This is a genomic window from Amycolatopsis sp. NPDC114504 (assembly GCF_055633595.1).
In genome coordinates, this window is the sequence record NZ_JBVKDU010000006.1 from 37,481 (window position 1) to 62,489 (window position 25,009).

A 25,009-nucleotide genomic window follows, 5' to 3' on the forward strand; every position below is an offset into this window, starting at 1 on the left:
CGAGTGTGCCCCCCAGTGTGCCCTGTTCGTGCAGCTCAGGGGCCTGTTTCATGGAGTCATCAACATCACCGGGCCGAAGCGCCCCGGCACCAGGAGGCGAAGATGACCAAGAACCCATTCAGCGTCAAGACTGGCGGAGGCGCACTCAGGAAGCTGATCGTCGCACTGGCAGTGCTAGCCCTACTAGCCCTGGTGATCAAGCATCCACACGACGCGGCCGGCATGGTCCATACGGCCAAGGACCAGGGGGGCGGAATCGTCGACAGCGTGGCGCAGTTCTTCCGCGATTTGGGCAATGGCTAGGCCTGGTCGCCGCGCAGCTGCTCCACGGACTCCCGTAGCGACTTCACCTCGGCTTGCAGGTCGGTGAGCTGGGATGACAGTTGCTCCAAGGTGGCCGGCTCGCGGCCGGGGGTGGCGGCAACAACCCGTCCAACGCCAGGCCGGGACATGATCCAACCCTCTTCTTGCAAGAACCCCAGCGCACGTTGGGCGGTGGCCACTGCGACCCCGAACCGTGCAGCCACGTCTCGCTGATTAGGCAGCTGAGACCCAGGTGTCAACGTTCCTGACTTGATCTCTTCTCGAAGCTGCTGCGCGATCCACTCGAACGTGGCCTGACCTGCGCGTTCCGCGTGGCTGTCCATGCTCCAGACCTTACCGAACGAGAACGTTCCGAACTAGTTCACTCGATCGGCCGATTCCAACTCCGAACTGATCCAGACTAGTTTGGAGACATCGCCAAGACGAAAGGATCTACCCGATGAGCACCACCCGCCCCAGCCGCCGCCAGATCGAGACGGACGCCACCGACCTGGATTTCGACCTGTACGCGGACACCACCGGCCTGGCCGGTGACGACGTCCTGGCCGACGACGGTGTCGCCGGGCTGGCCGATCTGGTCGACCTCTACGCGGAAATCGCCGAGATCGACGCCGCGCTGGCCGAGCTCGACGCCCCGATCGCCCCGGTGATCACGCTGCCGACCGTCGCGACGCTGCGCGAGTTGGGGGAGGTGGCCTGAGATGGCGGAGCGTCTGTTCGTCCCGGCTGCGTTCGCTCGGCTGCTGGCCACGATGCCGCCCGCCTCGGCCATCCGTGAGGACCGCGAGTACTGGCTGGACATCGCCTACACCACGATGCGTGGCGAGTTCACCGGCCCGCACGGGCTGAGCGCCATGCGCCTGGCGCGGGTGTTCCAGGCCGCGCTGGCCGCCACCCGCGAAGAAGCCAAGCGCGGCCCCTCGAACCTCGCGGCCTGACTTTCCCCGCACCGCCTTTCCGGCGCAGTTTCCGCGCCCCACAAAGCAATTCCGCATTCACCTCGGGGCACCGCCATGCCTGCACCCCGGCGCCACCCGCACGAAAGGACCGATCATGACCGCCACGCTCACCACCGCGATCGCGGCCCGGTTCACCGACCTGGCCCACACCCTGACCCGCAACGCCACGCTGCTGGCCACGGCCGGCCTGCCGGAGATCGTGACGAGTGCCCGGGTGAGCGTCTACGGCGACGTCGCGGCGCAGCTGCGCCTGCTGGCCGAGGACGCGCAGCAGGGGACCGAGGGCAACCCGCTGGTCGTCGTCCCGGCCGAGGGCAACGTCGCGGCGCAGGTGGCGCACCGGTTCGAGGCGCTGGCCGGGCTGCTGGCCGCCAACGCCCGCCTCCTGACCCGCCGCACCCGCGACCTGGTGATGCACCGCCGCGCCGGGGTGTACCGCGACGTCGCGGCGCAGCTGCGCCTGCTGGCCGCCACCGAGCGGGAGGCCGCGGTGGCCTACCGCCCGCACATCTCCCGGGCGCCGCTGTCCAACACCGCGCCGATCAGCCCGATCGCCACGTTGGCCGCCACCCGGGCCCCGCGGGTCCGGCGGGAGTTCCTCGAGTCGCTGGTGGCCGCGATCGCCAAGCGACGCGCACAGAGCTGGTCGGTGGCGCGGCTGACGCTGTGGCTGCGGACCACGCTGCGGGACCCGCAGACCGACGCGGTCCACCCGTGTGCGGAGCGGTCGTTCGTCTCCTACGTCACCGCGCTGTTGGCCGCCTCGCCGGTTCGCCAGCTGCGCGCCGCCTGATCCGCCGCCACATCCCCTCTGCCAGCTCCTTCCTTCCTGAAAGGACAGTCGATATGTCGTGGATTGGTTCGCTCGCTGCGAAGATCGCCGCCCGCTTCGATGACCGCGCCCCGGTGTTCTACGCCGCGGACATGGTCGCCTTCGCCCTGCGGGGCGGGAAGTGGCACGTGCTGGTGATCCAGCGGGGCTGGAACCCGCATAAGGGCAAGCTCGCCCTTCCCGGCGGCCACGTCGATGCGGGGGAGACCTCGCGGGAGGCCGCGGTGCGGGAGCTGGCCGAGGAGACCGGCGTCACGCTCCCGGCGTCAGCGCTGGTGCACCAGGTCGGGGTGTTCGACGCTCCCGGCCGCGACGCCCGGGGCCGGTACGTCTCCGTCGCCTACGCCGTGGTGTTCCCGGGGCAGGCGCCGGACCCGGTCGCCGCCGACGACGCCGCAGCGGCGGAGTGGATGCCGGTACGGGTGGCCGTCAAGGTCGCTGCCGCGGGCGGGTTCGCGTTCGACCACGACCGCATCCTCGCCACCGCGATCACGGCGGTCAACCTGCCCCGTTCGCTGCGCACGCAGCTGGGCCGGGAGGAGAAGCCGTGACGCAGCTGCGGTTTCCCTGCTCGGTGTGGCTGCTCGGCCGGGGCACGATCGAGGGCTGCTGGGAGTACCGCACCGCCGACCCGTGGGCGGTCACCCTGCACCTGGACGGGCAGCGGTGGATGTTCGCCCGCGAGTTGCTGTTCGCCGGTCTGACCGAACCGGCCGGGGACGGCGACGTGCAGGTCATGCCCGACACCGGCGGCCACACCGGCCTGCTCAACGTGCTGCTGAGCTCGCCGACGGGCGTCGCGCGGCTCCCGATGGCCCGCGCCACCGTCACCAGCCTGCTGGAGGCCGCCTACGCCTTGGTCCCGGCGGGGCGCGAGGCCGCCGCCGTCGACTGGCCGGCCGAATGGGCGCGCCTGGCCGCCCCGCCCGCTGCCGCCTGAGTTCTCGCGTCCCGCGCCGCCCCGTCTCGTGTCCTGTTTGGAGACTCCGTCATGTCCCTTGCCACGATCCGCACGGCAACTCCCGCCACGGTCCCCGCCACCGCGCCGGAGGCTGCCGACGATGACGCGCCGTTCTACCCGCCCAAGGCGCCCACCATGACGGTGGCACTGGCCAAGCAGATGGCCGCCACCGCCTACCACCAGGCCGAGCAGCGGGTGGCCCGGCTGGCTCGCCAGCTGCTGCCCCAAGCGGCCTGCCCGGATGACCGGATGCGGCTGCTGTTCCTCTACGCGGCCGAGGAAACCTACCTGGCCGGGGTGTTCCCCGCGGTCCACCCCGAGCACCCCGAGCGGTGGCAGACGGGCGTCACCGCCCACCAGCTCACCGGGGAGCTGGCCGGGATGATCGCCCACGCCGAAGAGACCATCGCCACCGGCCACCCCTACCGGCCCGGCGGGTTCGAGGCCGACACCGGCCGCCACGCCGCACAGGCGATGGCCTACTACGTCACCGACCCCAACCCGGTGAGCCGGGCGGGCGTCCTGGACGCACTCGCCGGCCACCTGCGCACCCGCGGGTTCCCGCCGCGCGCGGTCGAGCTGGTGACCGACGTCGCGGCGGCCCTGCGGGTGACCGCGATCAGCGGCAACCGGGCGCCGGTCATGCCCGCCGCCTGAGCCGATGAGCTCCCTGTCGGTGGATCTGAGCGGCGACTTCGACGGCTACTGCGATCTGACGCTCCCGGAGCCGACGCCGGAAGGCCGCCGCGCCTTCACCCTGATCTCCGACCTGATCGATACCGACACGGAGTCGTTCTTCGGCCGGGGGTTCTGTCACTGGCTGGCCGGTGCGGTTGCCTCGGTCACCGGTTGGGACTTGCTGACCGTCGATGTCCGCTGGGCCGGTGATGACACCTGGCGCCCCGCGCACAGCGGGGCGTTGACCCCGGCCGGGACGGTCCTGGACATCTTCGGCGACCACGACTGCGACGACGTGCGCGACCGCTACCAGGGCGACGACGTCGCCGAAACCCGCACCCGGGTCGTGCGCAGCCCCGACATGCCCGGGGACGTGCTGACCGGCGTCGACGACCTGCGCGGGGATCCCCTGTGGTGGGCGGACAAGTTGAACACCCCCGAGCTGCAAGGCCTGGTGCTGCACTTCGCCCGTCTGATCCTCACCAACCACGGCCACGGCGACCACATCGATCCTTCCGCGCGGCCGGGTTCCGCGCATGTGCCTGCACCGCAACCGAAATCCGACACGCCCGCACCTGCACCCGATCCGAAAGGGACAGTCATGTCTTCCATTCCTGAAGAAGTCGGCCGCCTCAACGCCGTCCTGCAGGCGATCCCCGTGGCCACGCTGGGGGCGCTGAGCGAATCCGAGTTGCCCCCCGAGGTCCGTGCGGCTCGTGACGCGATGAGCGGCCTGGGCAGCGAAGTGCTGGGGGTCCTGGGCAACACCGCGGGCGCCGCGGGCGCCGCGCAGTCGCTCAGCCACGCCATGGCGATGCTGGATCGAGCCAACGAAACCCAGCAGATCCTGAAGATGCACTACGGCAAGGCGTTGGCCTCTGCGCAGCAGGCCCACAGCCACGTTCAGGCCGCGATCATCCACCACGGGCAGGGAGCCCGGTGATGCCCGCGGCGAACCTCACCGACCACGACGACGCGGCGGGCACGGTGCTGCTGCTGCGCCGCCTGGTCGAACGCAACGGAACCTGGGTGCTGGTCAAGGTCTTCGCCGCCATGGCGGTCTGGCTGGGGCTGCACCTGACCCGCGCCGCGCTGGTCCTGGTGGTGCGGCTGCTGACCGGGGCGATGGCCCGCGCCGACCGCTACACCACCATCGCGGTCCTGACCCCGCCCACCGGGCGGGTGAACCACTACTTCGACGCCCACAACGGCACCGACTACGACCCGCACCACTTCGAGCACACCAGCCCGGCCGGGCACGGCCCGCCGGGACCGCGGATGCACTGGGAGGCAGCACATGCGTGAACTCCACGACGACCTCGACGACCTCAAGACCCGCGCCGGACGGTCCGACCGGGTGGTGGGCCCGGGCGAGATGTCCGGGCTGCTGACCGAGAGCGCGGAACTGCTGCCCGGGATGCTGCTCGGCACCGTCACCTTCACGGTGGTGGCGTTGCTGGTCACCACCGCCTGGATTGCTGTCGGCGCGATCGTGTTGGCGGTCGCGCTGGGGCTGCGGGCCCTGTGGCACACGGTGTTCCTCGTCCGCGCCGGGCTGGAGCTGCGCTCCCGGCTGGCCACCGACGCCCGCGAGCTGGCCGAGTGGGCGCGCGAGCACGGCGTCGACCACGAAGAGGGGTGGTGACCATGGCACGGGACACCCGCTGCCGCACGCGGCAGGAGACGGCGGTGGCGTGGACCAGCGGCCACGCGGCCGAGCTGGCCGGTGTGGTCGTTCCGCTGATCGGCGGGGCGCTGTTCACGCCGTGGCTGGACCTGATTTCCGTTGCCTGGGCCGCGATGTGGGCGGCGAACGAGATTCGGTTGCGCCGCACCACGGCCACCGCTCGCCAGGCCGCGGTGGCTACCCGCCCGGCCCGCCCCGCTCTGACCACCGGCACCGCCGCCGACGGCGGGCAGCCCCCGGCGCAGGCCGGGCCGCGCAAGGAGGCATCCCGATGAGCTGGTATAGCGACCGGGCCGAGCAGGCCCGTGCCGACCGCACCACTAAGGCCGAGCAGGACCGCGCCAACCGCCAGCAGCAGCTCGATCAGCAGCTGCGGATGACGCAGCTGAGCCTGGCCGAGTCCCGCCAGGACAAGGCCGACGCCCACGCCGACCGCGAAGCCGCCCGGGCGCGTCGGACCGCCCGCGCCACCGCGGCGCGGGCGTGGGCTGGGCGGCACGTGGTGGATCTGCTGATCTACCCGCTGATGATCGTCTCGGCCGCCATCGCCGTGCCGACCGCGGCGGTGTGGGGCGCGGCGAAGCTCGGCCACACCGGCGGGCTGCTGCCGGTCCTGTCGGAGTGGGGCATGGTCGCCTTCTCCATCGCCGTGCACGTCTCCCGCGTCCGGACCCCGGACCGCCCGGTGTGGGCGTTGCAGCTGGGGACGTGGTGCTTCGCCGCGGTCGGGTTCGCCATCGCCGTGATCCGCGGCGCCACCACTCCCGAGGGCGGCGGCTGGGATCTCGGGTTCGTGATGGGCCTGGTCTCGATCGCCGGGGTCGCGGCGCACCAGCTGGTGTCCGCCGCGCCGCGCCGGTCGGCGGCCGAGCGGGCCGCGCGCACCCTGGCGCGGCAGGAACTGGCCGAGCGGCGAGCCGAGCTGGCCACCCGCAAGGTGGCCGCCGCGCGGGTCGACGCCGCGCGGCGGGCCGCGATCGTGCACGCGGTGGCCGAGATCGACCCGGACGGCACCGCCCGGCTGGTGTTCCAGTCCGGCCGCTACACGCTGCGCCGCGGGAAGTTGCACCAGGTGGCGGTCGCCGGCCTGCCGGTCGACCCCGCCCCGGCCGGGGAGGTCGGCGACACGGTCGCGGATGAGGCCGCCGCGTACCTGGCCGGGCTGCACTTCCGCAGCCTCGCCGACAACGGCGGAGAGGAGACGACCCCGTCGGACGAGGGGGAGGGGCCCGGCGGGGTCGCCACTCTCGACCCTAAGCCGCCTCTGCCCGACCTGCCGATCGCTGATGCGGGTGACACCCGCACGGACCAGCCCGACCAGCCGTCGCGCGCGGTTCCGGCGCGGCGCACACCGCCAGCGCGGCGCACGGCCCGGGCGAAGGTCACCGAGCCCAAGCGTCGCACGCTCGATCAGCTGCGCGAGGAGTTCAAGACCGCGCTCGCGGCGCGGCCGGCCGGGTTCGACCCGGACAACGGGGAATCGATCCGCCGCACCTTGCGGTGCGGCAAGAAGTTCTCGGTGCAGCTGCGCGACGACTACCGCGACGGCCGCATCGGCTGATCCCGACCCGCACCCGCCGGGCAGGGCCGAACCACCGCACCCCGTTGCCCGGGACGGTGATCGGGCCTGCCCGGCGGCGTGCGCGCCACCCACCGCAGGAAGGCACCAGCCATGAACCCGACCGACCACGACGACGAGAACACCACCGACACCACGCCCACCGTCGGGCTGGCCGGAGACCTGGCCACCGTGCACCACCTGCCCGCCCGCCCCGACGGCAGCGGTCCGGCGATCGAAGGCGAGATCGTCTCCGAGGAAGAGTGGGCGCTCTACACCGACCAGCAGGCGCAGCGGGCCTGGCGGTATGCCGAGTACCGCCGCCAGGGCGCGGCGGTGGTCAAGGCCACCCGCACCGCGGTCACCCACCAGCGCACGGTCGCGTCGGCGAAGTTCGCCGGGCGGCACACCGCCTACGTCTTCGGTGGCGCCGGAGTCGTCGCCAAACGCGTGTGGGAGGCCAAGACGAACTCCCGCTATGAGCGGCTGCTGCGCGCGGCGGAGGCGCGCGGGGATGCCGAGGAGCTCAAGCACTGGGAGGAGCGGGCGGAGCTGGCGAAGGAGAAGCGGCACCGCCGCGCGATGGACTGGCTGGACGTCCCGGTCAAGGTCGGCAAGGCGCTGCTGCTGGGCCTGCTGGTGTCGATCGTGGTGCTGTTCGGGATCGGCTGCCTGCTGGCCGTCTCGTTCAAGGACTTCTCGATGATCGGGGCACCGTTCGGCGCGGTCGCCGACGTGATCCGCTGGGTAGCCATCGCGGTGTCGGTGGCGTGGGGTCCGTTCCTGCTCGCGGCCCCGTGGATCGGACTGGCCGGGCTGCACCACATCGGCCGGCGAGCCGAGGCCACCCCCGGCTGGCTCGCCCGGTCCGACGCAGCGGGGTCGGACATGTCCACCCTGGTGACCGCGGACGGGATCATCGCCGCACTGCGCCACCTGGGCATCCCGGCGATGAACAAGGCGATCAAGGACGGATGGATTCCGAAGTTCGAGCTGAACCCGGCCCGGGAGGGGTCGGGGGCGTTCAAGGGGTACCGGGCGATCGTGGACCTCCCGATGGGTGTCGCGCCGACGATGGTCGCGGACCGGCGGGAGGTGCTGGCGAAGAACCTCAACCGCAACCCGGTCGAGGTGTGGGCGTCGGACTACGGACGCGAGAAGGGCGGCAAGGCCGGGTACCTGAACCTCTACGTCGCCGACTCCGGCGTGATGGACAAGCCGACTCCGGAGTACCCGCTGCTGCACGAAGGGTCCACGGACGTCTTCGCCGGAGTCCCGATCGGGATCACCCAGCGCGGCGACGTCGTGTCCATCCCGATCAACGGGTCCAACGCGGTCTTCGGCGGCCAGCCTGGCCAGGGAAAGTCCAACGCGGTCCGGGTCATGGTCCTGGGCGTGAGTCTGGACCCGCTGGCCGAAATCCGGGTCCACGTGTTCGCCATGAACGGCGACTTCGACGCCTACGAACCCCGCCTGTCCCGCTACGAGAAGGGAGCGACGTCCGAGCACGTCGAGTCCGCGCTGGACCACCTCGAAGAGCTGTACGCCGAAGTCGGACGCCGGGAAGGGCGGCTCGCCGAACTCGGGGCGAAGAAGCTGACCCGGCAGATCTCCGAGGCCCACGACGACATGCGCCCGCTGTTCGTCGGGTTCTCCGAGTGCCACGAGCTGTTCGGGCACTCCGAGTACGGCAAGGCGGCCGCCGAGCTGGCGGTCAACATCGTCAAGCGCGGCCGCAAGACCGGCGTCTCCACCGTCTACGACACTCAGTCCTCGCGGGCGAACGCGATCCCGTCGCAGCTGGTGGAAAACGTCGGTGCGAACGGGTGCTTCGCGGTCAAGACGTGGCGCTCGAACGACGGGTTCCTCGGGGACGGGTCCTTCGCGGCCGGGATCCGGGCGACGGAGCTGCGGTTCAACGTCGACCGGGGAACCATGGTCGCCACCGGCATGACCGATGAGCTGTTCGAGATCATCCGGACGTTCTTCGTCGAGGTCGACGACGACCGCGGGTGGGACGCCGCCGCCGATGTCATCGCCCGGGCCATGGCCCAGCTCAAGCCCGGCACCCCGGTGGCCGGCGCCCGGCCCGCGCGGGAGCTGGAAACCCCGCGTGACCTGCTGGAAGACGTCGCCGAAGCGCTCGGTGAGGACGAGAAGGCCAAGGCGACCGACGTCGTGGCCCGGCTGCGCCAGCTCGCCCCCGACCACCGGCCCTACCAGGGCCTGAACGCGGACAAGCTGGCTGCCCAGCTCGGTGCGCTGGGAGTCAAGGTCACCAAGGTCGGAGTCCTCACGGTGTTCACGGAGCGTGTCCGTAAGGCGCTGGCCGAGCGACCCACGGACGCCTAGGGAGGGAATCCGCCCGCGCTCGCCCCACCCCGCCGACAGCGGGGTGCGAGGCGAGCGGATTCCCTGCGCTCCCTCGTTCCCTTCGACCGCATCGTCGCTGATCAGACCTAGGGAACGCGCTCAACTGGCCGGGAAGGGAATTTTCCCTTCCCGACCCCGGATTCCCTTGCTCGTTCCCTTGCGAATCCGCGGTTCGTCACACCCACCGTTCGTCACTCTGTGTCATTTTCTGGGAGGTTGTCATGGGTTTGTTCAGCGGCGCCGCCACCCGCGACCGCAAGGCCGAGCGCGAGCGGGCGGAGACCGAGGCGACGGAGGCGATCGCCGCGCACGAGATCGGGCACGCCATCGGCTGCGCCGCCGCCGGGATCGAGGTCCGCTGGGTCCGGCTGACCGACCACGGTGGGCAGGTCTCCCACGCCGAACCGGACTCCGGCGACCAGGCGCAGGTCGACGGCGCGCTGGTGATGACCCTGGCCGGCTGGGCCGCCGGGGCGGAGTGGGTGCACCGTCACCACGGCTACTCCCGCTCGGCCGCGTTGTCCTGGGCGCGGCAGGGTTCCCGCTCGGACTGGGCCGAGTTCCGCCGCATGAAGCGCTACGGCTCCCACGGCGGTGGCTGGTACGAGCGGGAGGCGCAGAAGCTGGTGCGCGCCAACTGGTCCCGGATCGAGAGCTACGTCCGCCAGCTGCTGCGCATCGGCCGCCTTCCCGGCGGCTACTTCACCTGATCCTGCCCCGTCTCGCCGACGTCGTCCGGCGAGCACCGAGCCCCGCCCCCTTGAACGGCCGCCGGACCGGTGGCCGGCGCTTGTCATGCCCTGCCGGTCCGGCGCCACCCACCCACACACCACCGACCACAAAGGAGCTTCGCCATGTTCCTGTCTCCGCCCGACCTCTCCACCACCGACGCCTACGCCTGCCGGGGGGTGCACACCCCGACGGTGGTCGTCGATGACGACGGCGCGGTGCTCGCCGTCGGGGCGACCCGGCCCGCGGACGCGCTGGAGATGATCCGCGATGCCGCGCCCGGCGGGCTGGTCCCGACCCGGGAGGACGCCGCGGTGTTCCGGCTGCGCTGGTTCGCCTACACCCACCCCGACCGGCCCGGCGACCCGGTGACCCGCCCGGCCGCACCGGGCGAGGACGGCGCGTTCCCGGTCGTGATCTGGCGTGCGGTCGACGTGGCCGCCGCGCGGTTCACCACCGGCACCCGCACTGCGGTGGCCGAGCTGGCGGTGGCGGCATGAGCGCGAACGACTCCGGCGCCTGGCACGACAAGGTGCAGCGCGAGCAGGAGGAAATCCAGCGCCAGCAGCGCGAAGCCGCGCAGTGGGGCGGGGCCAAGTGATGTTCACCCGGACGCTCACCGGCGTCACGGTCGCCGTCGCGATCGCCGCCACCCCGGCCGGATGCCGGGGCTCGAGTATCGGTGGCGGGCACACCGCCACCGTCGGCAGCAGCAGCCCGGCGGCGCGGGCCGACGTCGACACCGCGCGCCACCGGCTGGCCGAGCTCGCGGTGGCGCCGGAGGACACCGGCAACCACTACCGCCGCGCCGACTGGCCGCACTGGGACCAGGTCGGTGGCGGCTGCGACGCCCGGGAGAACGCGCTACGCACCCAAGGCCGCGCGGTCACCACCGGCCCCGGCTGCCGGATCACCGGCGGCACCTGGGTTTCGCCCTACGACGGGGTCACCGTCACCACGCCGGGCGCGCTGGACATCGACCACATGGTGCCGCTGGCCGAAGCCGCCCGCTCCGGCACCCGCGCGTGGTCCCGCGCGGACCGGGCGCACTACGCCAACGACCCGGCCGTGCTGGTCGCGGTGACCGCGAAGTCCAACCGCAGCAAGGGCGATCAGGACCCCGCGCACTGGCTGCCCGCCCTCGATCGGTGCGGCTACCTCGCCCGGTGGGTCGCGGTGAAACACACCTACCGCATGACCGTCGACCGGGCCGAGCACGCCGCCATCGCTGGCGTGCTCGCCCACTGCTGACCCCCGCCTCGCCTACGTCCGGAAAGGACAACCGATGAACGGAATCGGCTTCGCCTCCCTGCCCACCGCCCGCGACGACGAACGTGGTGGCCTGGTCATCGCGCCGCACCCGAGCGACGGCGCCCTGCGCGTGCGGCTCACCTCGTTCGGGCACCTGCACGACCTGCCCACCCCCCGCCGCGCATCTGGTGCTCAACGTCCGGGACCTGTTCGTCGACCCCCACATCACCCCGGCTCTGCGGGAGCTGACCGGGCGGGACGAGGAGATCCGCGCCAACGTCCTGGACCAGTTCGGGGCAGTGTCGTACGTCCGCTCCTACGCGGCGGTGATCGCCGACACGGCCACGGCCGCGTATCCGGGGGTGGTCGAGGTCGCGGTCGGCTGCGCCGGAGGACGGCACCGGTCGGTGGTGATCGCCGACGCGATCGGCGCGCTGCTGCATCACCACCACTTCCTCGGGACCGAGATCCGTCACCGCGACATCCACCGCCCCGTCGTCCGCCGCTGACCCGCCGGGCGGTGATCGGGCGTGGCGGGCACGGAGAAGTACCGCGCGGCCGACGTCACCGCGTGGCTGACCGACAACACCGGTGCCGAGAGCGACCCGGCGCGGCGCGCGGGGCGAGCGGTGGCCGGGGCGTGGAACGCCCGCGAGTTCTACGCCTCGGCCACCTTCCCCGCCCTGGTGCGGCTGCTGCGCGCGGCCGGGGAACCGCCGTCCGATGTGGACAGGCTCGCCGGGGCGCTGGCGCGGGCGTTTCGGGTGCACCTGCACGACGTCGCGGCCTGGGATCCCCGGCCGCACTGGCGAAAGGAGATCGGCCTATGAGCGACGCGCAGCGCGCGGCACTCGAACGGGTCGCGCTGGACATGGCTGGCAGAGGGTGGGCGGTGTTCCCGATCCAGCCCGGACGCAAGTTCCCGCCCGCCTGGCACCGCAAAGCCACCTGCCCCGGCCACGGCCCGTGCGCCGCCGGGCACGTCTTCCCGGAGCACCTGGCCACCACCGACCCGGAGGTGATCTCCCGGGTGTGGGCGAAGGTCCCGTACAACGTCGCGGTCTACGCGGGCAAGTCCGGGCTGCACATCGTCGACTGCGACGTCCGCAAGCCCGACGAGCCACCCGGGCCGGACGGGTGGGCCGAGCTGCAGGCGCTCGCCGGCCAGCGCGGCGGGCCGCTGCCGGACACCTGGACCACCTTGACGCCCAGCGACGGGTGTCAGCTGTGGTTCACCGTCCCGCCCGGGTGTCGGCTGGCGTGCACGGTCGGGTCGATCGCGCCGCACGTGGACACCCGCGGCTGGGGCGGCTACGCCATGGCGCCGGGCTCCGTGCGCGCCGACGGGTCCTACGGGCTGTTCGACGACACCGCCCCGATATCGCTGCCGGGGTGGCTGGTCCAGGCCAACGTCGAACGCGGCGCCACGGCCACCTCGGGGCGCACTGAGAAGCCCGTAGCCGCCCCGAGCGCGTACGCCGCGAAGGCGGTGCAGGCCGAGTGCGACCGCGTCGCCACGGCCCGGCAGGGGACCCGCAACCGGGTCCTCTCCACCGCCGCCTACGCGCTCGGCCAGCTGGTCGGGGCGCGGCTGCTGGACGAGCACTACGCGCGGGCCGAGCTGCGGACCGCGGTCGCGGCCTGGAACACGCCCGACTCCGCCGTCAAGGACGACGGGGTGATCGAGACGTCACTGGCGGCCGGGATCGACAACCCGCGCCGCGTCAACCGGAAGGAGGCCGCGTGAGGCCCACCCCGATCGCCACCATCGGCGCGGCCGGCGCCGGGAAAACCACCCGACGCCACCAGCACGTCCCGCCCATGGCCACGGTGATCTCCCTCGACGAACGCCGCGCCAAGCTGTCGCCGTGCGGGTGCTCGGCCGACCCGTCGGTCAACGCCGCCGCCGTCGAGACCGCCACCGCCGATACCCGCGCGGTACTCGCCTCGCACGGAACGGTCGTGTGGGACACCACCGCCTACCTGCCGCGGTTTCGCGCTCACCTGCTCGACGTGGCAGCGGAGTTCGACGCCCGCACGGTCGGGCTGGTCGTGCTGCCGCCGCTGCTGACCGTGCTCGCCCAAAACAGCCGCTGCGACTCCCGGGTGTGCGCGGTGTGCGGCACGGCACGGCGGGTCCCGGACCCGACGGTGTGGGCGATGCACGCCGCGATCACCGATGCGCTGCCGAGCTTGCACCGCGAGGGCTGGCACACCCTGCACTTCCTGTCCCTGCCGCCGTACCTGCGCCACCGACACCACGGAAGGAACCTCTGATGGCCGCGATCGTCCACCGCTGTGCCTGCGGGCACCTCGACAGCTTCCACACCACCAGCAGCGACGACACCCGCCCGTGCATGGACGAGCGATGCGCCTGCACCGACCTGGAGCCCGGCGCCCCGGAGGTCATCCCGACCTGGCGCTCGGCCACCCCCACCGGGCAGGCCGAACCGGACCCGATCGTGATCGAGCCCGGCACCCTCGACCCGACCGGCCTCGGCCGGCTGTGCGACTGCGACGACTGCTGGGCGCTCTACACCGACACACCCGAGGCCGCCTGACCACCGACCACATCGGACACGAGCAGAGGGCCGGGCACCGCGCGTGCCCGGCCCTGCTCGTGCCCGCCACACCGAAAGCGAGCCTGCGCCATGACCACCACCCAGCCGTACGTCACCCCGCACACCGCCGCCATCCTGACCCGGATCGCCGCCGAACGCGCCCGCCAGGACGCCCTGTGGGGCGAGCAGAACCACCCCGACGGCACCGGCCCCGACGTCACCCTGACCGGCCTGTCCCGCCGCGCCTCCGACGCCGCCCGGTTCACCACCGAAATGGCCCGCGCCGAGGGCCGCCTCACCTGGCTGCACATCCTGCGCGAGGAGGTCTACGAAGGCTTCGCCGAACTCGACACGAGCGACCTGGCCGAGGAGCTGGTCCAGGTCGCCGCCACCGCGGCGTGCTGGGCCGAGGCAATCGAACGCCGCACCGGAAAGGCGGCCGGCTGATGACCGTCACCACCTACCACGAGTTCGCCGGGTTCGGCGGGGACACCACCGGCGTGATGGCCGTGCCCGGCACCGAAGGCATTCTCGGGGCGAACCACAACCCCGACGCGATCGCCACCCACGCGCTGAACTTCCCCGGCATGGACCACTACGAAGGCGACATCGCCAAGGCCGACATCGGGAAGTTCCCGCGGGCGGACTTCTTCTGGGCCTCGCCGTCGTGTCCGCCGTGGACGGACGCCCGGGGCGAGAAGCGGGACTTCGACCAGTCCACGCAGGGCGTGCTGTTCGACCCGGTGACCGGGCCGCGGGCGCTCAACCCGGAGACCGCGCGGGCACGGGCGCTGATGGAAGAGGTCCCGCGCTACCTGCAGGCGATGAACCGGCGCGGCACGCCCGTGCTCGGTGGCGTGACGGAGAACGTGGTCCAGGTCGTCAAGTGGGACCAGTTCCGCCGGTGGCGCCGCGAGATCGAAGCCGAGAACTACCGCACCCGCGTGATCGCGCTCAACGCCATGCACGTCACCGGCCCCACCCTGGGCAAGATCGCGCAGTCCCGCAACCGGTTCTTCCTCGCCTACTGGCACGTGTCCCTGGGCCGGGACCCGGACTGGGACAAGTGGCTGCGCCCCAGGGCCTACTGCCCGGACTGCGACCAGGTAGTCAGCGCGGTGCAGGTGTTCAAGAACCCGCGCAACACCATGGGTGTCTACGGCATCCGGCACGGCCAGTACGTCTACCGGTGCCCGCACCGCAAGTGCCGTCATCGGATCGTCGAACCCGCGGTGCTCCCGGCCAGCAGCATCATCGATTGGTCGCTGGATCCGGGGCAGCGGATCGGGGAACGGGTCGACGACCACGGCCGGCCGGACCCGCTGTCGGAGAACACGATGGACCGGATCAAGGCCGGGCTGGCCCGTCACGTCGGGGCGCTGTTGACCCCGGCCGGGGGCACGTGGCGTCAGCACGCCACCGGCGTTGGTGAGCCGCTGCCGACGCGCACCACCCGCGAGACCGATGGGCTGGTGTGCCCGCCGCTGCTGGTCTCGTGTGCGGCGCGGGCCGGGGTCGACACCGCCACCACGGTGGAGCAGCCGATGCGGACGCAGACCTGCCGCCGCGAAACCGCGGTGGTGGTCCCGCCGTTCATCTCGATTCAGCGCAACGGCGGATCGGCGGAGATGGCCTACCCGGTGGATGGGCCGATCCCGACGGTGTCGGCCGGAGGGAACCACCACGGCCTGGTTGGCCCGCCGAACAGTGCGGCGGAGCTGGCGTTGCTGATGGCCTACTACGGCAACGGCGGCACCCAACCGGTCGACGACCCGATCGGCACGCTCACCACTCGCGACCGGTACGCGCTGATCGGCGGCACCCCGCCGGTCGATTCCTGCACGTTCCGGATGCTCGACCCGCACGAGATCGCCGCCGGAATGGGGTTCCCGGCCGACTACAAGGTCCCGCCGAAGGTGGCGAAGTCCAAGCGCAAGTGCGTTCGCGGCTGGGGCAACGCGGTCCCGCCCGCAATGGCCGAAGTCCTCGGCTCGGCCGTGATCGAGGCGATCACCGGCGAACCGCTGGAACCCGCCGCGTAAGCGCGGCATGCACCACCCGCACAACGGAGGGAACGCCATGGCCAGCACGAATTCGCAACGACTGTGGTCGGTCGGCCCAGGTGGCCGGCCACGGCTGCGAACTGGGGCCGCGCCGGAAACCATCCGGGCACTGACCGCCGCGCTGGACGGCCGCATCATCCCCGACACCTACGTCTCCGACGGCGCACCCGTGGTCGTCGAACAGATTTCCGGCGCGGCCGACCCGACCGCCGGGGATGACGACGTGGCGCTGCCGGTGGCCGCGTCGGTGCTGAAACCCGCGCTGCTGGCCAACTTGCTGGCCACCCACACCGACGTGATCCAGAACAAGGTGAACGAGAAAGGAGACACCTACGACGTGGAAATCTCGCCGCCCGTCAGCGTGCTGGGGGCCGTGCTCGCCGGCCGGTCCTGGCCCGGTCTTCCCGTGCTGCGCCGGATCATCTCCACCCCGGTGCTGCGCCCGGACGGGACGCTGCTGCAAAAGCCCGGCTACGACCCGGCCACCGGCTTTTACCTCACCGCCAACGGCTACCTCGACCCGATCCCGGACCGGCCGAGCGCGGACCAGGTGGCCGAGGCGCGGGAATTCCTGCTGGAACGGTTCCTGCACGATTTCCCATGGCGGTCGCCGGCCGACCGCGCGAACTACCTGGCGTTGCTGGTGACGCCGCTGATCCGGCCGTTCACCAACGCGCTGTCCCCGTTCGGGATGATCGAGGCATCCATGCCCGGCTCCGGAAAGACGATTCTCGCCGGGTGCGTCGGGTTGCTGGTCGGGCAACGGGTGCTGACCTGGACCGACTCCGATGAGGAACTGCGCAAGTCCATCACCACCGTGCTGTCGGATTCGGTGGGGGTGGTGGTGTTCGACAACCTCACCGAAGGCGAGACGGTCAATTCCGCGGTGCTGGCCCGGCTGGTCACCGAGCGGACCTGGTCGGACCGCAGGTTGGGGACGAACGTGTCGAGCAACTTCGCCAACGATCGGTTGTGGCTGGCCACCGGCAACAACCTCCGCACCGGCGGGGACATGGCCTCGCGCACAGTGTGGGTGCGGCTCGATCCGAACTGCCCGCGCCCCGAGGCCCGCACCGGGTTCACGATCCCGAATCTCGACTCCTGGATTCTCGACCCGGTCAACCGGGCGACGGTGCTGCGCCACGTCCTGACGCTGGTGCTGGACTGGACGGCCAACGGTGCGCCTATCGCGACGAACGTGCCGCAGATGCGGCAGTTCACCCGCTGGGCGCAGTACCTGGGCGGGTTCCTCGCCCACCACGGCGTGGGCGGGTTCCTGAGCAACGCCGACGCCGACCGGGGCCTGGATGAGGACCATGCGGAGTGGTACTCGTTCCTGGCCACCTGGCGGGAGCTCTACGGCGGTGAGGTGGTGACGGCGCAGCAGCTGCGCGCCGACGCCGAACCCGAGTACGGCGCACCGGATCGGTGGAAGGGGACGTTCCCCACCACCGCCGCGGGCAAGCCCCTGACCGCGAAGTCTCTGGGAAAGAAGCTGGCAGGGCAAACAGACCGCTGGCGCGGCGATCTGGTGTTACGCAGTGCAATCGACGCGCACAACAAAATCAAGCTCTACAAGGTGCAGCACATCACCGAAGTTGAGCAGACCTCGGAAACAAACCCCGCAAACCCCGCAAACCCCGCAACTGACTCTGGAAAGTAGCTCTGAGCAGGAGAAACGCTACGACGGATTGTGCGGGGTTTGGTCGAGTGAGAGGAACCGTCAAACCCCGCAAACCCCGCAGACTGCGGGGTTTGCGGGGTTTAGAGGTCCGGTCGGCAACCTCAAACCCCGCAGACAGGTCCGCAGGTCGCGGGTGCTTTTGCGGGGTTTGCGGGCTTGCGGGGTTTGGTTCCGGCCTCCCACGCTCAGTGCCACCCCCTCTCTGCCAGCCTGCCCAGCCCGACAGGCACGCAAAGTAACCGAATCCACCACCTCAACCGATTGGCCGGCCGCCCCGTTCCGGCCATCTCGTCATGCCCGCACGATCCGAAAGGCCCATCACCATGAACACCGCGCCCTCACCCTCCGACAGCGACACCGTGCTGGTGCGTGTGGAAGAAGCCGCACGCCTGCTCAGCATTGGTCGAACACGGGTCTACGACCTGGTCCGCACCGGAGCGCTGGAGTCCGTGAAGATCTTCGGTGCACGGCGAATCCCACGCGCCTCAATCGACCACTTCGTCACCGCGCTAATGCAGGAATCGGAGGCTGCCTGATGCCACGCCGCGCCGCCAACGGCCTCGGAACCATCGTCAAGCGCGCGGACGGCCGCTACCAGGCCGCCGTGTACGTCTTGACCACCGCGGGGGACCGCAAACGCAAGTTCGTCTACGGGAAGACGTGGGACGAGGTCAACGACAAGCGGGTGGAGATGCTCGACAACAACCGCAAGGGCGTCCCGTCTGTCTCCTCGAATATGAAGCTCGCGGATTACCTCGACTACTGGCTTGAGGAGATCATCAAGGTCGACCGGGGGCCGTCGACCTACTCCGGATACGAGATCGTCGTCCGCCGCTACATCAAGAAGCACCTGGGCACCAAGCGGCTCAATGCGCTGACCCCGGCGCACGTTCGGGCGTTCGTGGCGAAGCTGCGGAAGGAGAAGACGGTCCTCGGCAAGCCGCTCTCGGACCGGTACGTGCAGAACGTGTTCGAGACGCTGCGCAGCGCGCTGAGCACCGCGGTGCGCGAGGAGCTGATCGGGCGCAACGTCGCCCGCCTGGTCGAGACTCCTGCTCGGGGGGACTTCGACGTCGAGCCGCTGTCCGAAGCCCAGGCGAAGGCGTTCGTGAAGGCGGCGGCGGAGCACTGGCTGTACGCGATGTGGCTGACCCTCATCACGACGGGGTTGAGGAAGGGGGAAGTGCTGGGACTGGCCTGGTCGGACATCGACATGGAGACGGGGGCGTTCCGTGTCCGGCGGACTGTGCAGCGGGTGCGCGGCCGGCTGGAGTTCGGGAAGACGAAGACGAAGAAGTCCACCCGTTCGCTCTACCTCGGCCGGGTGTGTCTCGCCGCGCTGGCCCGCCACCGAGAGGAGACCGCCAAGCGACTCAGCTCGCCGCTGAACCCCGCGCCAGGTCAGCCGGATGACCTGATCTTCGTGACCAGCTCCGGGCGCGTGGTCGAGCCGAGGAACGTCAACACGATGCTGCGGCGGCTGCTGCGACGGGCCGGACTCGGCCAAGCGCGAGTGCATGACCTGCGTCACACTGCGGCCACGCTGCTGCTGATGGACGGCGCCACGATGCGGGAGGTGATGGAGCAGCTGGGACACGCGTCGTACGGGACGACCGCCAACATCTATGGGCACGTCCTGGACGAGGCCAAGCAGCGGATGGCGGCCCGAATGGACCGGCTGGCGGACGACGACTGATGTCAATCGGTGATGTCAGCGGGGCCCCTAATGATCTTGGGGGCCCCGTTTCCGCAGGTGGGCGCAGCAGGGTTCGAACCTGCGACCGCTCGGGTGTAAGCCGAGTGCTCTTCCGCTGAGCTATGCGCCCCTCGGGCGGCGGCCCCCTGACCAGGAGCCGCCGTCCGGGGAAATCAAGCCAGTTCGGCCACAGCCTTCTTCCAGGCCTGCTGGTCGCGGGCCTCGCCCGGGGCGTTGACCTCGGCGAACTTGACCACGCCGGTGGTGTCGATCAGGAACGTGCCGCGGACCGCCAGGCCGGCCTGCTCGTTGAACACGCCGTACGCCTTCGCCACCTCGCCGTGCGGCCAGAAGTCGGACAGCAGCGGGAACTGGTAGCCCTCCTTCTCGGCCCACGCCTTCAGCGAGAACGGCGTGTCGACCGAGACGCCCAGTACCTGGACGCCCTTGTTGTCGTAGTCGGCGAACTCGTCGCGGAGCTGGCACAGCTCGCCGGTGCAGATCCCGCTGAACGCGAACGGGTAGAAGACCACCAGCACCGGCTTGTCGCCCCGGAAGGACGACAGCTGCACCGGCTGCTTGTTGTAGTCGTTGAGCGTGAAGTCAGGGGCCTCAGAACCGACCTCGACGGTCATACCGCGTTTCCTCTCCCGTACGGACACGTGCCTGCGACGACAACCCTATCGTGTCAGCCGGGCGGGACCTGTTCAGCGCTGCTTCGACTTCGACTTCGGAGACACCAGGCGCGTGCCGATCCAGTTCGCGCCCACACTCATGTTGGCGGTCTGGGCCAGCCCGACGACGGGCACCGCTTCGGCGATCTCGCTCGGCTCGACGTGCCCGGGCTGTCCCGTCTTCGGGGTCAGCACCCAGATCACGCCGGTCTCTTCCAGGGGGCCTCGGGCATCGATGAGCGCGTCTCCCAGGTCACCGTCGTCCTGGCGCCACCACAGCAGCACCACGTCGATGACCTCGTCGGCGTCCTCGTCGAGGATGTCCCCGCCGATCTGCTCCTCGATCGCCGCGCGGACGTCGTCGTCGACGTCCTCGTCCCAGCCGATCTCCTGGACCACCATCTCGGGCTTGATGCCGAGCCTCTCGGCGACGCTTGACTGATCAGCGTCTCCCGCGGCGACCACTGCTTTCACTCCTCCAACTACGACGGAGCGTGGCGTCCGACCCCCTTCGCGAGGGTACGGCCGCGCCACACTCGGCGACCCGGTTGCCGATAGCGAACACTGGTAGGGCCTCGCGCGCAACCGTCCACACCGGATCTTTGACAACTCGTGTCGCAGGATACGGCCCGCCACCGGCCTCCCGCGACGTCGTTTCGGGTGCCTCCCGGTACCGGTCCGCCACCCCTTCGGGGGGCGTCCCCTAGGGTGGGGAGGAAGAAAACGCGCGCGCGATACACCGCGCACGGGGAGTGGCTCGACCGGGTCGGCTGATGTTACCGCTCAGTAGCGGTGCGGAAGCCGGGACGGAAGACGACGATGGAGAGTCACACACCCCGAGTACGAGCACCACCGGCTGCAACTTTTCGCAAGGAGACCCCTTGGCCCCGCAGAACGACGGCGCCTCCGGCAAGGAGACCCCGGCACGCGTACGCGTCATCCGTGACGGATTGGCGGCGCACCTGCCCGACATCGACCCGGAGGAGACCGCCGAGTGGCTGGACTCCTTCGACGAGGCGCTGGCCAGGGGAGGTCAGCAGCGGGCGCGGTACCTGATGCTGCGCATCCTGGAGCGCGCTCGTGAACGCAACGTCGGGGTGCCCGCGCTGACCTCGACGGACTACGTCAACACCATCCCCACCGAGAACGAGCCGTGGTTCCCCGGTGACGAGGAGATCGAGCGCCGCTACCGGGCCTACATCCGGTGGAACGCCGCGATCATGGTGCACCGCGCGCAGCGCCCGGGAGTCGGTGTCGGCGGGCACATCTCGACCTACGCCTCCTCGGCCGCGCTCTACGAAGTCGGGTTCAACCACTTCTTCCGCGGCAAGGACCACTCCGGCGGCGGCGACCAGATCTACATCCAGGGCCACGCCTCCCCCGGCGTCTACGCCCGCGCGTTCCTCGAGGGCCGCCTGTCCGAGCAGCAGCTCGACGGCTTCCGCCAGGAGTACTCGCACGCCGGCGAGGGCGGCGGCCTGCCGTCGTACCCGCACCCGCGGCTGATGCCGGAGTTCTGGGAGAACCCGACGGTGTCGATGGGCCTCGGCCCGATGAACGCGATCTACCAGGCGCGGTTCAACCGCTACCTGCGCGACCGCGGCATCAAGGACACGGACGACCAGCACGTCTGGGCGTTCCTCGGCGACGGCGAGATGGACGAGGCCGAATCGCGCGGCCTGATCCACATCGCGGCCGGCGAAGGTCTCGACAACCTGACCTTCGTGATCAACTGCAACCTGCAGCGGCTCGACGGCCCGGTGCGCGGCAACGGCAAGATCATCCAGGAGCTGGAGTCGTACTTCCGCGGCGCCGGCTGGAACGTCATCAAGGTCATCTGGGGCCGCGAGTGGGACTCGCTGCTGCACGCCGACCGCGACGGCGCGCTGGTCAACCTGATGAACGTGACGCCGGACGGCGACTACCAGACGTACAAGGCCAACGACGGCGCCTTCGTCCGGGAGCACTTCTTCGGCCGCGACCCGCGGACGAAGGACCTGGTCAAGGACCTCTCCGACGCCGACATCTGGAACCTCAAGCGCGGCGGCCACGACTACCGCAAGGTGTACGCGGCGTACAAGTCGGCGCTGGAGCACCACGGCCAGCCGACGGTGATCCTGGCCCACACGATCAAGGGCTACGGCCTGGGCCCGGCGTTCGAGGGCCGCAACGCCACGCACCAGATGAAGAAGCTCACCCTCGACGACCTCAAGCTGTTCCGCGACTCGCAGCGGATCCCGATCAGCGACGAGGAGCTCGAGCGCGACCCGAAGCTGCCGCCGTACTACCACCCGGGCGCGAACTCGCCCGAGATCGAGTACCTGATCGGCCGCCGCAAGGCGCTCGGCGGCTTCCTGCCGGAACGCCGCCCGAAGGCCTCGAAGGCGCTCGTGCTGCCCGGCGACAAGGTCTACGAGGGCATCCGGAAGGGCTCCGGCAAGCAGGAGGTCGCCACGACGATGGCGTTCGTCCGGCTGGTCCGCGAGCTGGCGAAGGACTCCGAGATCGGCAAGCGCGTCGTCCCGATCATCCCGGACGAGGCCCGCACGTTCGGCCTCGACTCGATGTTCCCGACGGCCAAGATCTACAACCCGCACGGCCAGACGTACACGTCGGTCGACGCGAGCCTGATGCTGGCCTACAAGGAGTCCGAGAAGGGCCAGCTGCTCCACGAGGGCATCAACGAGGCGGGCTCGACCGCGTCGTTCACCGCCGTCGGCACGTCGTACGCGACGCACGGCGAGCCGATGATCCCGATCTACATCTTCTACTCGATGTTCGGGTTCCAGCGGACCGGTGACGGCCTCTACGCCGCCGCCGACCAGATGGCCCGCGGGTTCGTCATCGGCGCCACCGCCGGGCGCACCACGCTGACCGGTGAGGGCCTGCAGCACGCCGACGGGCACTCGCTGCTGCTGGCGGCGACCAACCCGGCGGCCGTGGCGTACGACCCGTCGTGGTCGTTCGAGATCGCGCACATCGTGAAGGACGGCCTGCGCCGGATGTACGGCGAGACCGGCCCGGACGGCAACGGCGAGAACGTCTTCTACTACATGACGATCTACAACGAGCCGTACCAGCAGCCCGCCGAGCCGGAGAACCTCGACGTCGACGGCCTGCTGAAGGGTCTGTACAAGTACGCCGGCGCGCCCGAGGGCGACGGCCCGGAGGTGCAGATCCTGGTCTCGGGCGTCACGATGCCGGACGCGCTCAAGGCGCAGCGGATGCTGGCCGAGGAGTGGGGCGTGCGGGCGTCGGTGTGGTCGGCCACGTCGTGGACCGAGCTGCGGCGCGAGGCCGTCGAGATCGACCACGACAACCTGCTCTACCCGGGCAGCGAGCCGCGCGTGCCGTACGTCACCGAGGCGCTGCTGGGCTCGAACGGCCCGGTCGTGGCGGTGTCGGACTGGATGCGCGCGGTGCCGGACCTGATCCGCCCGTACGTGCCGACCGACATGCTGACGCTGGGCACCGACGGGTTCGGGTTCTCCGACACCCGGCCGGCGGCGCGGCGGAAGTTCCTGGTCGACGCCGAGTCGATCACCGTCGGCGCGCTGTCGATCCTGGCCAAGCGCGGCGAGGTCGAGCAGGCGAAGGTCCTCGAAGCGGCCACGAAGTACCGGCTCGACGACATCGCGGCCGCCGGGCCGCAGACGTCGGAAGCCGGTAACGCGTGACCTGGTGCTAGAGACACCGTGCTAGAAAGGGACCCGGCAGACATCCGATGTCTGCCGGGTCCCGCTTGCTCAGGGAGTTGATGAAGGTGACGAAGCGCCGACTGCCCAAGCCGGACGAGCTGAAGCAGATCCTGCGGCCGAAGCCGATCGTGCTGAACCCGACCGACCGGCGGCTGGCGAACGCCCACACCATCGCCGACCTGCGGATGATCGCCCGCAAGCGGACCCCGCGGGCGGCGTTCGACTACACCGACGGCGCGGCCGAGCTGGAAGACAGCCTGCTGCGCGCCCGCCAGGCCTACCGGCGGATCGAGTTCCACCCGAACGTGCTGCGCGGTGTGTCCGATGTGGACACCACCCGCGAGATCCTCGGCAAGACGTCGGCGCTGCCGTTCGCCTTCGCCCCCACCGGGTTCACGCGGATGATGCAGCACGAGGGCGAAGCCGCCGTGGGCCGGGTGGCCCAGCGCAACGGCATCCCGATGGGCCTCTCGACGATGGCGACGACGTCGATCGAGGACCTCGCCGAGGCCGCGCCCGAAGCCCGCAAGTGGTTCCAGCTCTACGTCTGGCGCGACCACGGCGCGGGCGAAGATCTGATGAATCGCGCGTGGGCGGCGGGCTACGACACGCTGATGCTGACCGTGGACACCCCGGTCGGCGGCGCGCGCCTGCGCGACGTCCGCAACGGCCTGACCATCCCGCCGGCGCTGACGCTCAAGACGTTCCTCGACGGCGCGACGCACCCGGCGTGGTGGTTCAACCTGCTCACCACCGAGCCCCTGCAGTTCGCCTCGCTCAACCACTTCGGCGGCACGGTCGCCGAGCTGCTGAACAAGCTCTTCGACCCGACGCTGAACTTCGACGACCTGGACTGGGTCCGCCGGACCTGGCCCGGGAAGCTCGTGGTCAAGGGCGTGCAGAACGTCGACGACGCGCGGGACGTCGTCAAGCACGGCGCCGACGCGGTCCTGATCTCGAACCACGGCGGCCGCCAGCTCGACCGCGCCCCGACGCCCCTGGAGCTGCTGCCGGCGGTGCTGGACGAGCTCCAGGGCGGCGCCGAGGTCTGGATCGACACGGGCATCCTCTCGGGCGGCGACATCGTGGCGGCCATCGCCCGCGGCGCCGACGCGGTGCTGGTCGGCCGCGCGTTCCTGTACGGCCTGATGGCCGGCGGCGAGCGCGGGGTCCAGCGGTGCGTCGACATCCTGCGCACGGAGATGGTGCGCACGATGCAGCTGCTGGGCGTCCGGACCCTGAAGGACCTGACGCCCTCGCACGCCACCCTGCGCTAGACGC

At 70.9% G+C, this 25,009-nt stretch carries 31 protein-coding genes and 1 tRNA gene; 28 read left to right on the forward strand and 4 right to left on the reverse strand.

Annotated elements, in window-relative coordinates; all coding sequences use genetic code 11:
• The first annotated feature begins 102 nt into the window (after positions 1-102).
• Positions 103-303 carry a hypothetical protein gene (locus ACZ7PG_RS41830; RefSeq protein WP_470244761.1) on the forward strand — a complete coding sequence of 67 codons (201 nt, stop codon included), beginning with the start codon at positions 103-105 and terminating at the stop codon, positions 301-303.
• Here the strand turns inward: ACZ7PG_RS41830 and ACZ7PG_RS41835 are convergent.
• Positions 300-647, reverse strand: a complete 348-nt coding sequence (locus tag ACZ7PG_RS41835) for a GntR family transcriptional regulator (protein ID WP_470244762.1) — start codon at positions 645-647, stop codon at positions 300-302. The genes ACZ7PG_RS41830 and ACZ7PG_RS41835 overlap by 4 nt on opposite strands.
• 116 nt (positions 648-763) lie before the next feature.
• Here ACZ7PG_RS41835 and ACZ7PG_RS41840 point away from each other — a divergent pair, with 116 nt between their 5' ends.
• From ACZ7PG_RS41840 to ACZ7PG_RS41960, 25 genes are all read left to right on the forward strand, one after another.
• On the forward strand, positions 764-1,024 hold the full coding sequence (locus tag ACZ7PG_RS41840) for a hypothetical protein (protein ID WP_470244763.1): 261 nt from the start codon (positions 764-766) through the stop codon (positions 1,022-1,024).
• 1 nt (position 1,025) lies between these two features.
• Complete coding sequence (locus ACZ7PG_RS41845; RefSeq protein WP_470244764.1) at positions 1,026-1,262, forward strand: hypothetical protein; 237 nt, start codon at positions 1,026-1,028, stop codon at positions 1,260-1,262.
• Positions 1,263-1,377: 115 nt separating this feature from the next.
• Positions 1,378-2,076, forward strand: a complete 699-nt coding sequence (locus ACZ7PG_RS41850; protein WP_470244765.1) for a hypothetical protein — start codon at positions 1,378-1,380, stop codon at positions 2,074-2,076.
• A 53-nt stretch (positions 2,077-2,129) separates the two neighbouring features.
• Positions 2,130-2,666 (forward strand): NUDIX domain-containing protein, encoded by a 537-nt coding sequence (locus ACZ7PG_RS41855; protein ID WP_470244766.1) that lies wholly within the window; start codon positions 2,130-2,132, stop codon positions 2,664-2,666.
• Complete coding sequence (locus ACZ7PG_RS41860) at positions 2,663-3,055, forward strand: SsgA family sporulation/cell division regulator (RefSeq protein ID WP_470244767.1); 393 nt, start codon at positions 2,663-2,665, stop codon at positions 3,053-3,055. Before ACZ7PG_RS41855 ends, ACZ7PG_RS41860 begins: the two co-directional genes overlap by 4 nt.
• 51 nt (positions 3,056-3,106) lie before the next feature.
• Positions 3,107-3,733, forward strand: a complete 627-nt coding sequence (locus ACZ7PG_RS41865; RefSeq protein WP_470244768.1) for a hypothetical protein — start codon at positions 3,107-3,109, stop codon at positions 3,731-3,733.
• A gap of 4 nt (positions 3,734-3,737) precedes the next feature.
• Positions 3,738-4,697, forward strand: coding sequence for a hypothetical protein (locus tag ACZ7PG_RS41870; RefSeq protein WP_470244769.1), 960 nt, complete (start codon positions 3,738-3,740; stop codon positions 4,695-4,697).
• Positions 4,697-5,059, forward strand: a complete 363-nt coding sequence (locus ACZ7PG_RS41875) for a hypothetical protein (protein WP_470244770.1) — start codon at positions 4,697-4,699, stop codon at positions 5,057-5,059. Before ACZ7PG_RS41870 ends, ACZ7PG_RS41875 begins: the two co-directional genes overlap by 1 nt.
• Positions 5,052-5,399 (forward strand): hypothetical protein, encoded by a 348-nt coding sequence (locus tag ACZ7PG_RS41880; RefSeq protein ID WP_470244771.1) that lies wholly within the window; start codon positions 5,052-5,054, stop codon positions 5,397-5,399. The genes ACZ7PG_RS41875 and ACZ7PG_RS41880 overlap by 8 nt, the downstream gene beginning before the upstream one ends.
• 2 nt (positions 5,400-5,401) lie before the next feature.
• Positions 5,402-5,716 (forward strand): conjugal transfer protein TraH, encoded by a 315-nt coding sequence (locus ACZ7PG_RS41885; protein ID WP_470244772.1) that lies wholly within the window; start codon positions 5,402-5,404, stop codon positions 5,714-5,716.
• Complete coding sequence (locus ACZ7PG_RS41890; protein WP_470244773.1) at positions 5,713-7,002, forward strand: hypothetical protein; 1,290 nt, start codon at positions 5,713-5,715, stop codon at positions 7,000-7,002. The genes ACZ7PG_RS41885 and ACZ7PG_RS41890 overlap by 4 nt, the downstream gene beginning before the upstream one ends.
• A 111-nt stretch (positions 7,003-7,113) precedes the next feature.
• On the forward strand, positions 7,114-9,351 hold the full coding sequence (locus ACZ7PG_RS41895; protein WP_470244774.1) for an FtsK/SpoIIIE domain-containing protein: 2,238 nt from the start codon (positions 7,114-7,116) through the stop codon (positions 9,349-9,351).
• Positions 9,352-9,593: 242 nt separating this feature from the next.
• Complete coding sequence (locus ACZ7PG_RS41900; RefSeq protein ID WP_470244775.1) at positions 9,594-10,082, forward strand: hypothetical protein; 489 nt, start codon at positions 9,594-9,596, stop codon at positions 10,080-10,082.
• Between the two features lie 144 nt (positions 10,083-10,226).
• Entirely contained in the window at positions 10,227-10,601 is a 375-nt protein-coding gene (locus tag ACZ7PG_RS41905) for a hypothetical protein (RefSeq protein ID WP_470244776.1), read from the forward strand.
• Positions 10,602-10,701: 100 nt separating this feature from the next.
• Positions 10,702-11,352 (forward strand): HNH endonuclease family protein, encoded by a 651-nt coding sequence (locus ACZ7PG_RS41910; protein WP_470244777.1) that lies wholly within the window; start codon positions 10,702-10,704, stop codon positions 11,350-11,352.
• An 86-nt stretch (positions 11,353-11,438) separates the two neighbouring features.
• Positions 11,439-11,861, forward strand: a complete 423-nt coding sequence (locus ACZ7PG_RS41915) for a RapZ C-terminal domain-containing protein (RefSeq protein ID WP_470244778.1) — start codon at positions 11,439-11,441, stop codon at positions 11,859-11,861.
• Positions 11,862-11,882: 21 nt separating this feature from the next.
• Positions 11,883-12,182: a hypothetical protein gene (locus ACZ7PG_RS41920; RefSeq protein ID WP_470244779.1), complete on the forward strand. Its 300-nt coding sequence runs from the start codon at positions 11,883-11,885 to the stop codon at positions 12,180-12,182.
• Entirely contained in the window at positions 12,179-13,099 is a 921-nt protein-coding gene (locus tag ACZ7PG_RS41925; RefSeq protein ID WP_470244780.1) for a bifunctional DNA primase/polymerase, read from the forward strand. Before ACZ7PG_RS41920 ends, ACZ7PG_RS41925 begins: the two co-directional genes overlap by 4 nt.
• A complete protein-coding gene (locus ACZ7PG_RS41930) occupies positions 13,096-13,629 on the forward strand; it encodes an AAA family ATPase (protein ID WP_470244781.1) in 534 nt (177 codons plus the stop codon). The genes ACZ7PG_RS41925 and ACZ7PG_RS41930 overlap by 4 nt, the downstream gene beginning before the upstream one ends.
• Positions 13,629-13,913 (forward strand): hypothetical protein, encoded by a 285-nt coding sequence (locus ACZ7PG_RS41935; RefSeq protein ID WP_470244782.1) that lies wholly within the window; start codon positions 13,629-13,631, stop codon positions 13,911-13,913. Before ACZ7PG_RS41930 ends, ACZ7PG_RS41935 begins: the two co-directional genes overlap by 1 nt.
• 90 nt (positions 13,914-14,003) lie before the next feature.
• Entirely contained in the window at positions 14,004-14,360 is a 357-nt protein-coding gene (locus tag ACZ7PG_RS41940; RefSeq protein WP_470244783.1) for a hypothetical protein, read from the forward strand.
• Positions 14,360-15,955: a DNA cytosine methyltransferase gene (locus tag ACZ7PG_RS41945; protein WP_470244784.1), complete on the forward strand. Its 1,596-nt coding sequence runs from the start codon at positions 14,360-14,362 to the stop codon at positions 15,953-15,955. Before ACZ7PG_RS41940 ends, ACZ7PG_RS41945 begins: the two co-directional genes overlap by 1 nt.
• Before the next feature lie 37 nt (positions 15,956-15,992).
• Positions 15,993-17,639, forward strand: coding sequence for a hypothetical protein (locus ACZ7PG_RS41950; RefSeq protein WP_470244785.1), 1,647 nt, complete (start codon positions 15,993-15,995; stop codon positions 17,637-17,639).
• A 344-nt stretch (positions 17,640-17,983) separates the two neighbouring features.
• Positions 17,984-18,196, forward strand: coding sequence for a helix-turn-helix domain-containing protein (locus tag ACZ7PG_RS41955; RefSeq protein ID WP_470244786.1), 213 nt, complete (start codon positions 17,984-17,986; stop codon positions 18,194-18,196).
• A complete protein-coding gene (locus ACZ7PG_RS41960; RefSeq protein ID WP_470244787.1) occupies positions 18,196-19,356 on the forward strand; it encodes a tyrosine-type recombinase/integrase in 1,161 nt (386 codons plus the stop codon). Before ACZ7PG_RS41955 ends, ACZ7PG_RS41960 begins: the two co-directional genes overlap by 1 nt.
• Positions 19,357-19,414: 58 nt before the next feature.
• On the opposite strand, the gene ACZ7PG_RS41965 is transcribed toward ACZ7PG_RS41960, so the two are convergent.
• The 3 genes from ACZ7PG_RS41965 to ACZ7PG_RS41975 all read right to left on the reverse strand — a co-directional run bounded on the left by ACZ7PG_RS41965 (position 19,415) and on the right by ACZ7PG_RS41975 (position 20,495).
• Positions 19,415-19,486: transfer RNA gene (locus tag ACZ7PG_RS41965), tRNA-Val, on the reverse strand.
• Positions 19,487-19,529: 43 nt separating this feature from the next.
• Positions 19,530-19,991: a peroxiredoxin gene (locus tag ACZ7PG_RS41970; RefSeq protein ID WP_470244788.1), complete on the reverse strand. Its 462-nt coding sequence runs from the start codon at positions 19,989-19,991 to the stop codon at positions 19,530-19,532.
• A 72-nt stretch (positions 19,992-20,063) separates the two neighbouring features.
• Positions 20,064-20,495 carry a DUF3052 domain-containing protein gene (locus ACZ7PG_RS41975; protein WP_470244789.1) on the reverse strand — a complete coding sequence of 144 codons (432 nt, stop codon included), beginning with the start codon at positions 20,493-20,495 and terminating at the stop codon, positions 20,064-20,066.
• 416 nt (positions 20,496-20,911) lie between these two features.
• Here ACZ7PG_RS41975 and aceE point away from each other — a divergent pair, with 416 nt between their 5' ends.
• Positions 20,912-23,707, forward strand: a complete 2,796-nt coding sequence (gene aceE / locus ACZ7PG_RS41980) for a pyruvate dehydrogenase (acetyl-transferring), homodimeric type (protein WP_470244790.1) — start codon at positions 20,912-20,914, stop codon at positions 23,705-23,707.
• 86 nt (positions 23,708-23,793) lie between these two features.
• Complete coding sequence (locus ACZ7PG_RS41985; protein WP_470244791.1) at positions 23,794-25,005, forward strand: alpha-hydroxy acid oxidase; 1,212 nt, start codon at positions 23,794-23,796, stop codon at positions 25,003-25,005.
• Positions 25,006-25,009: the final 4 nt, after the last annotated feature.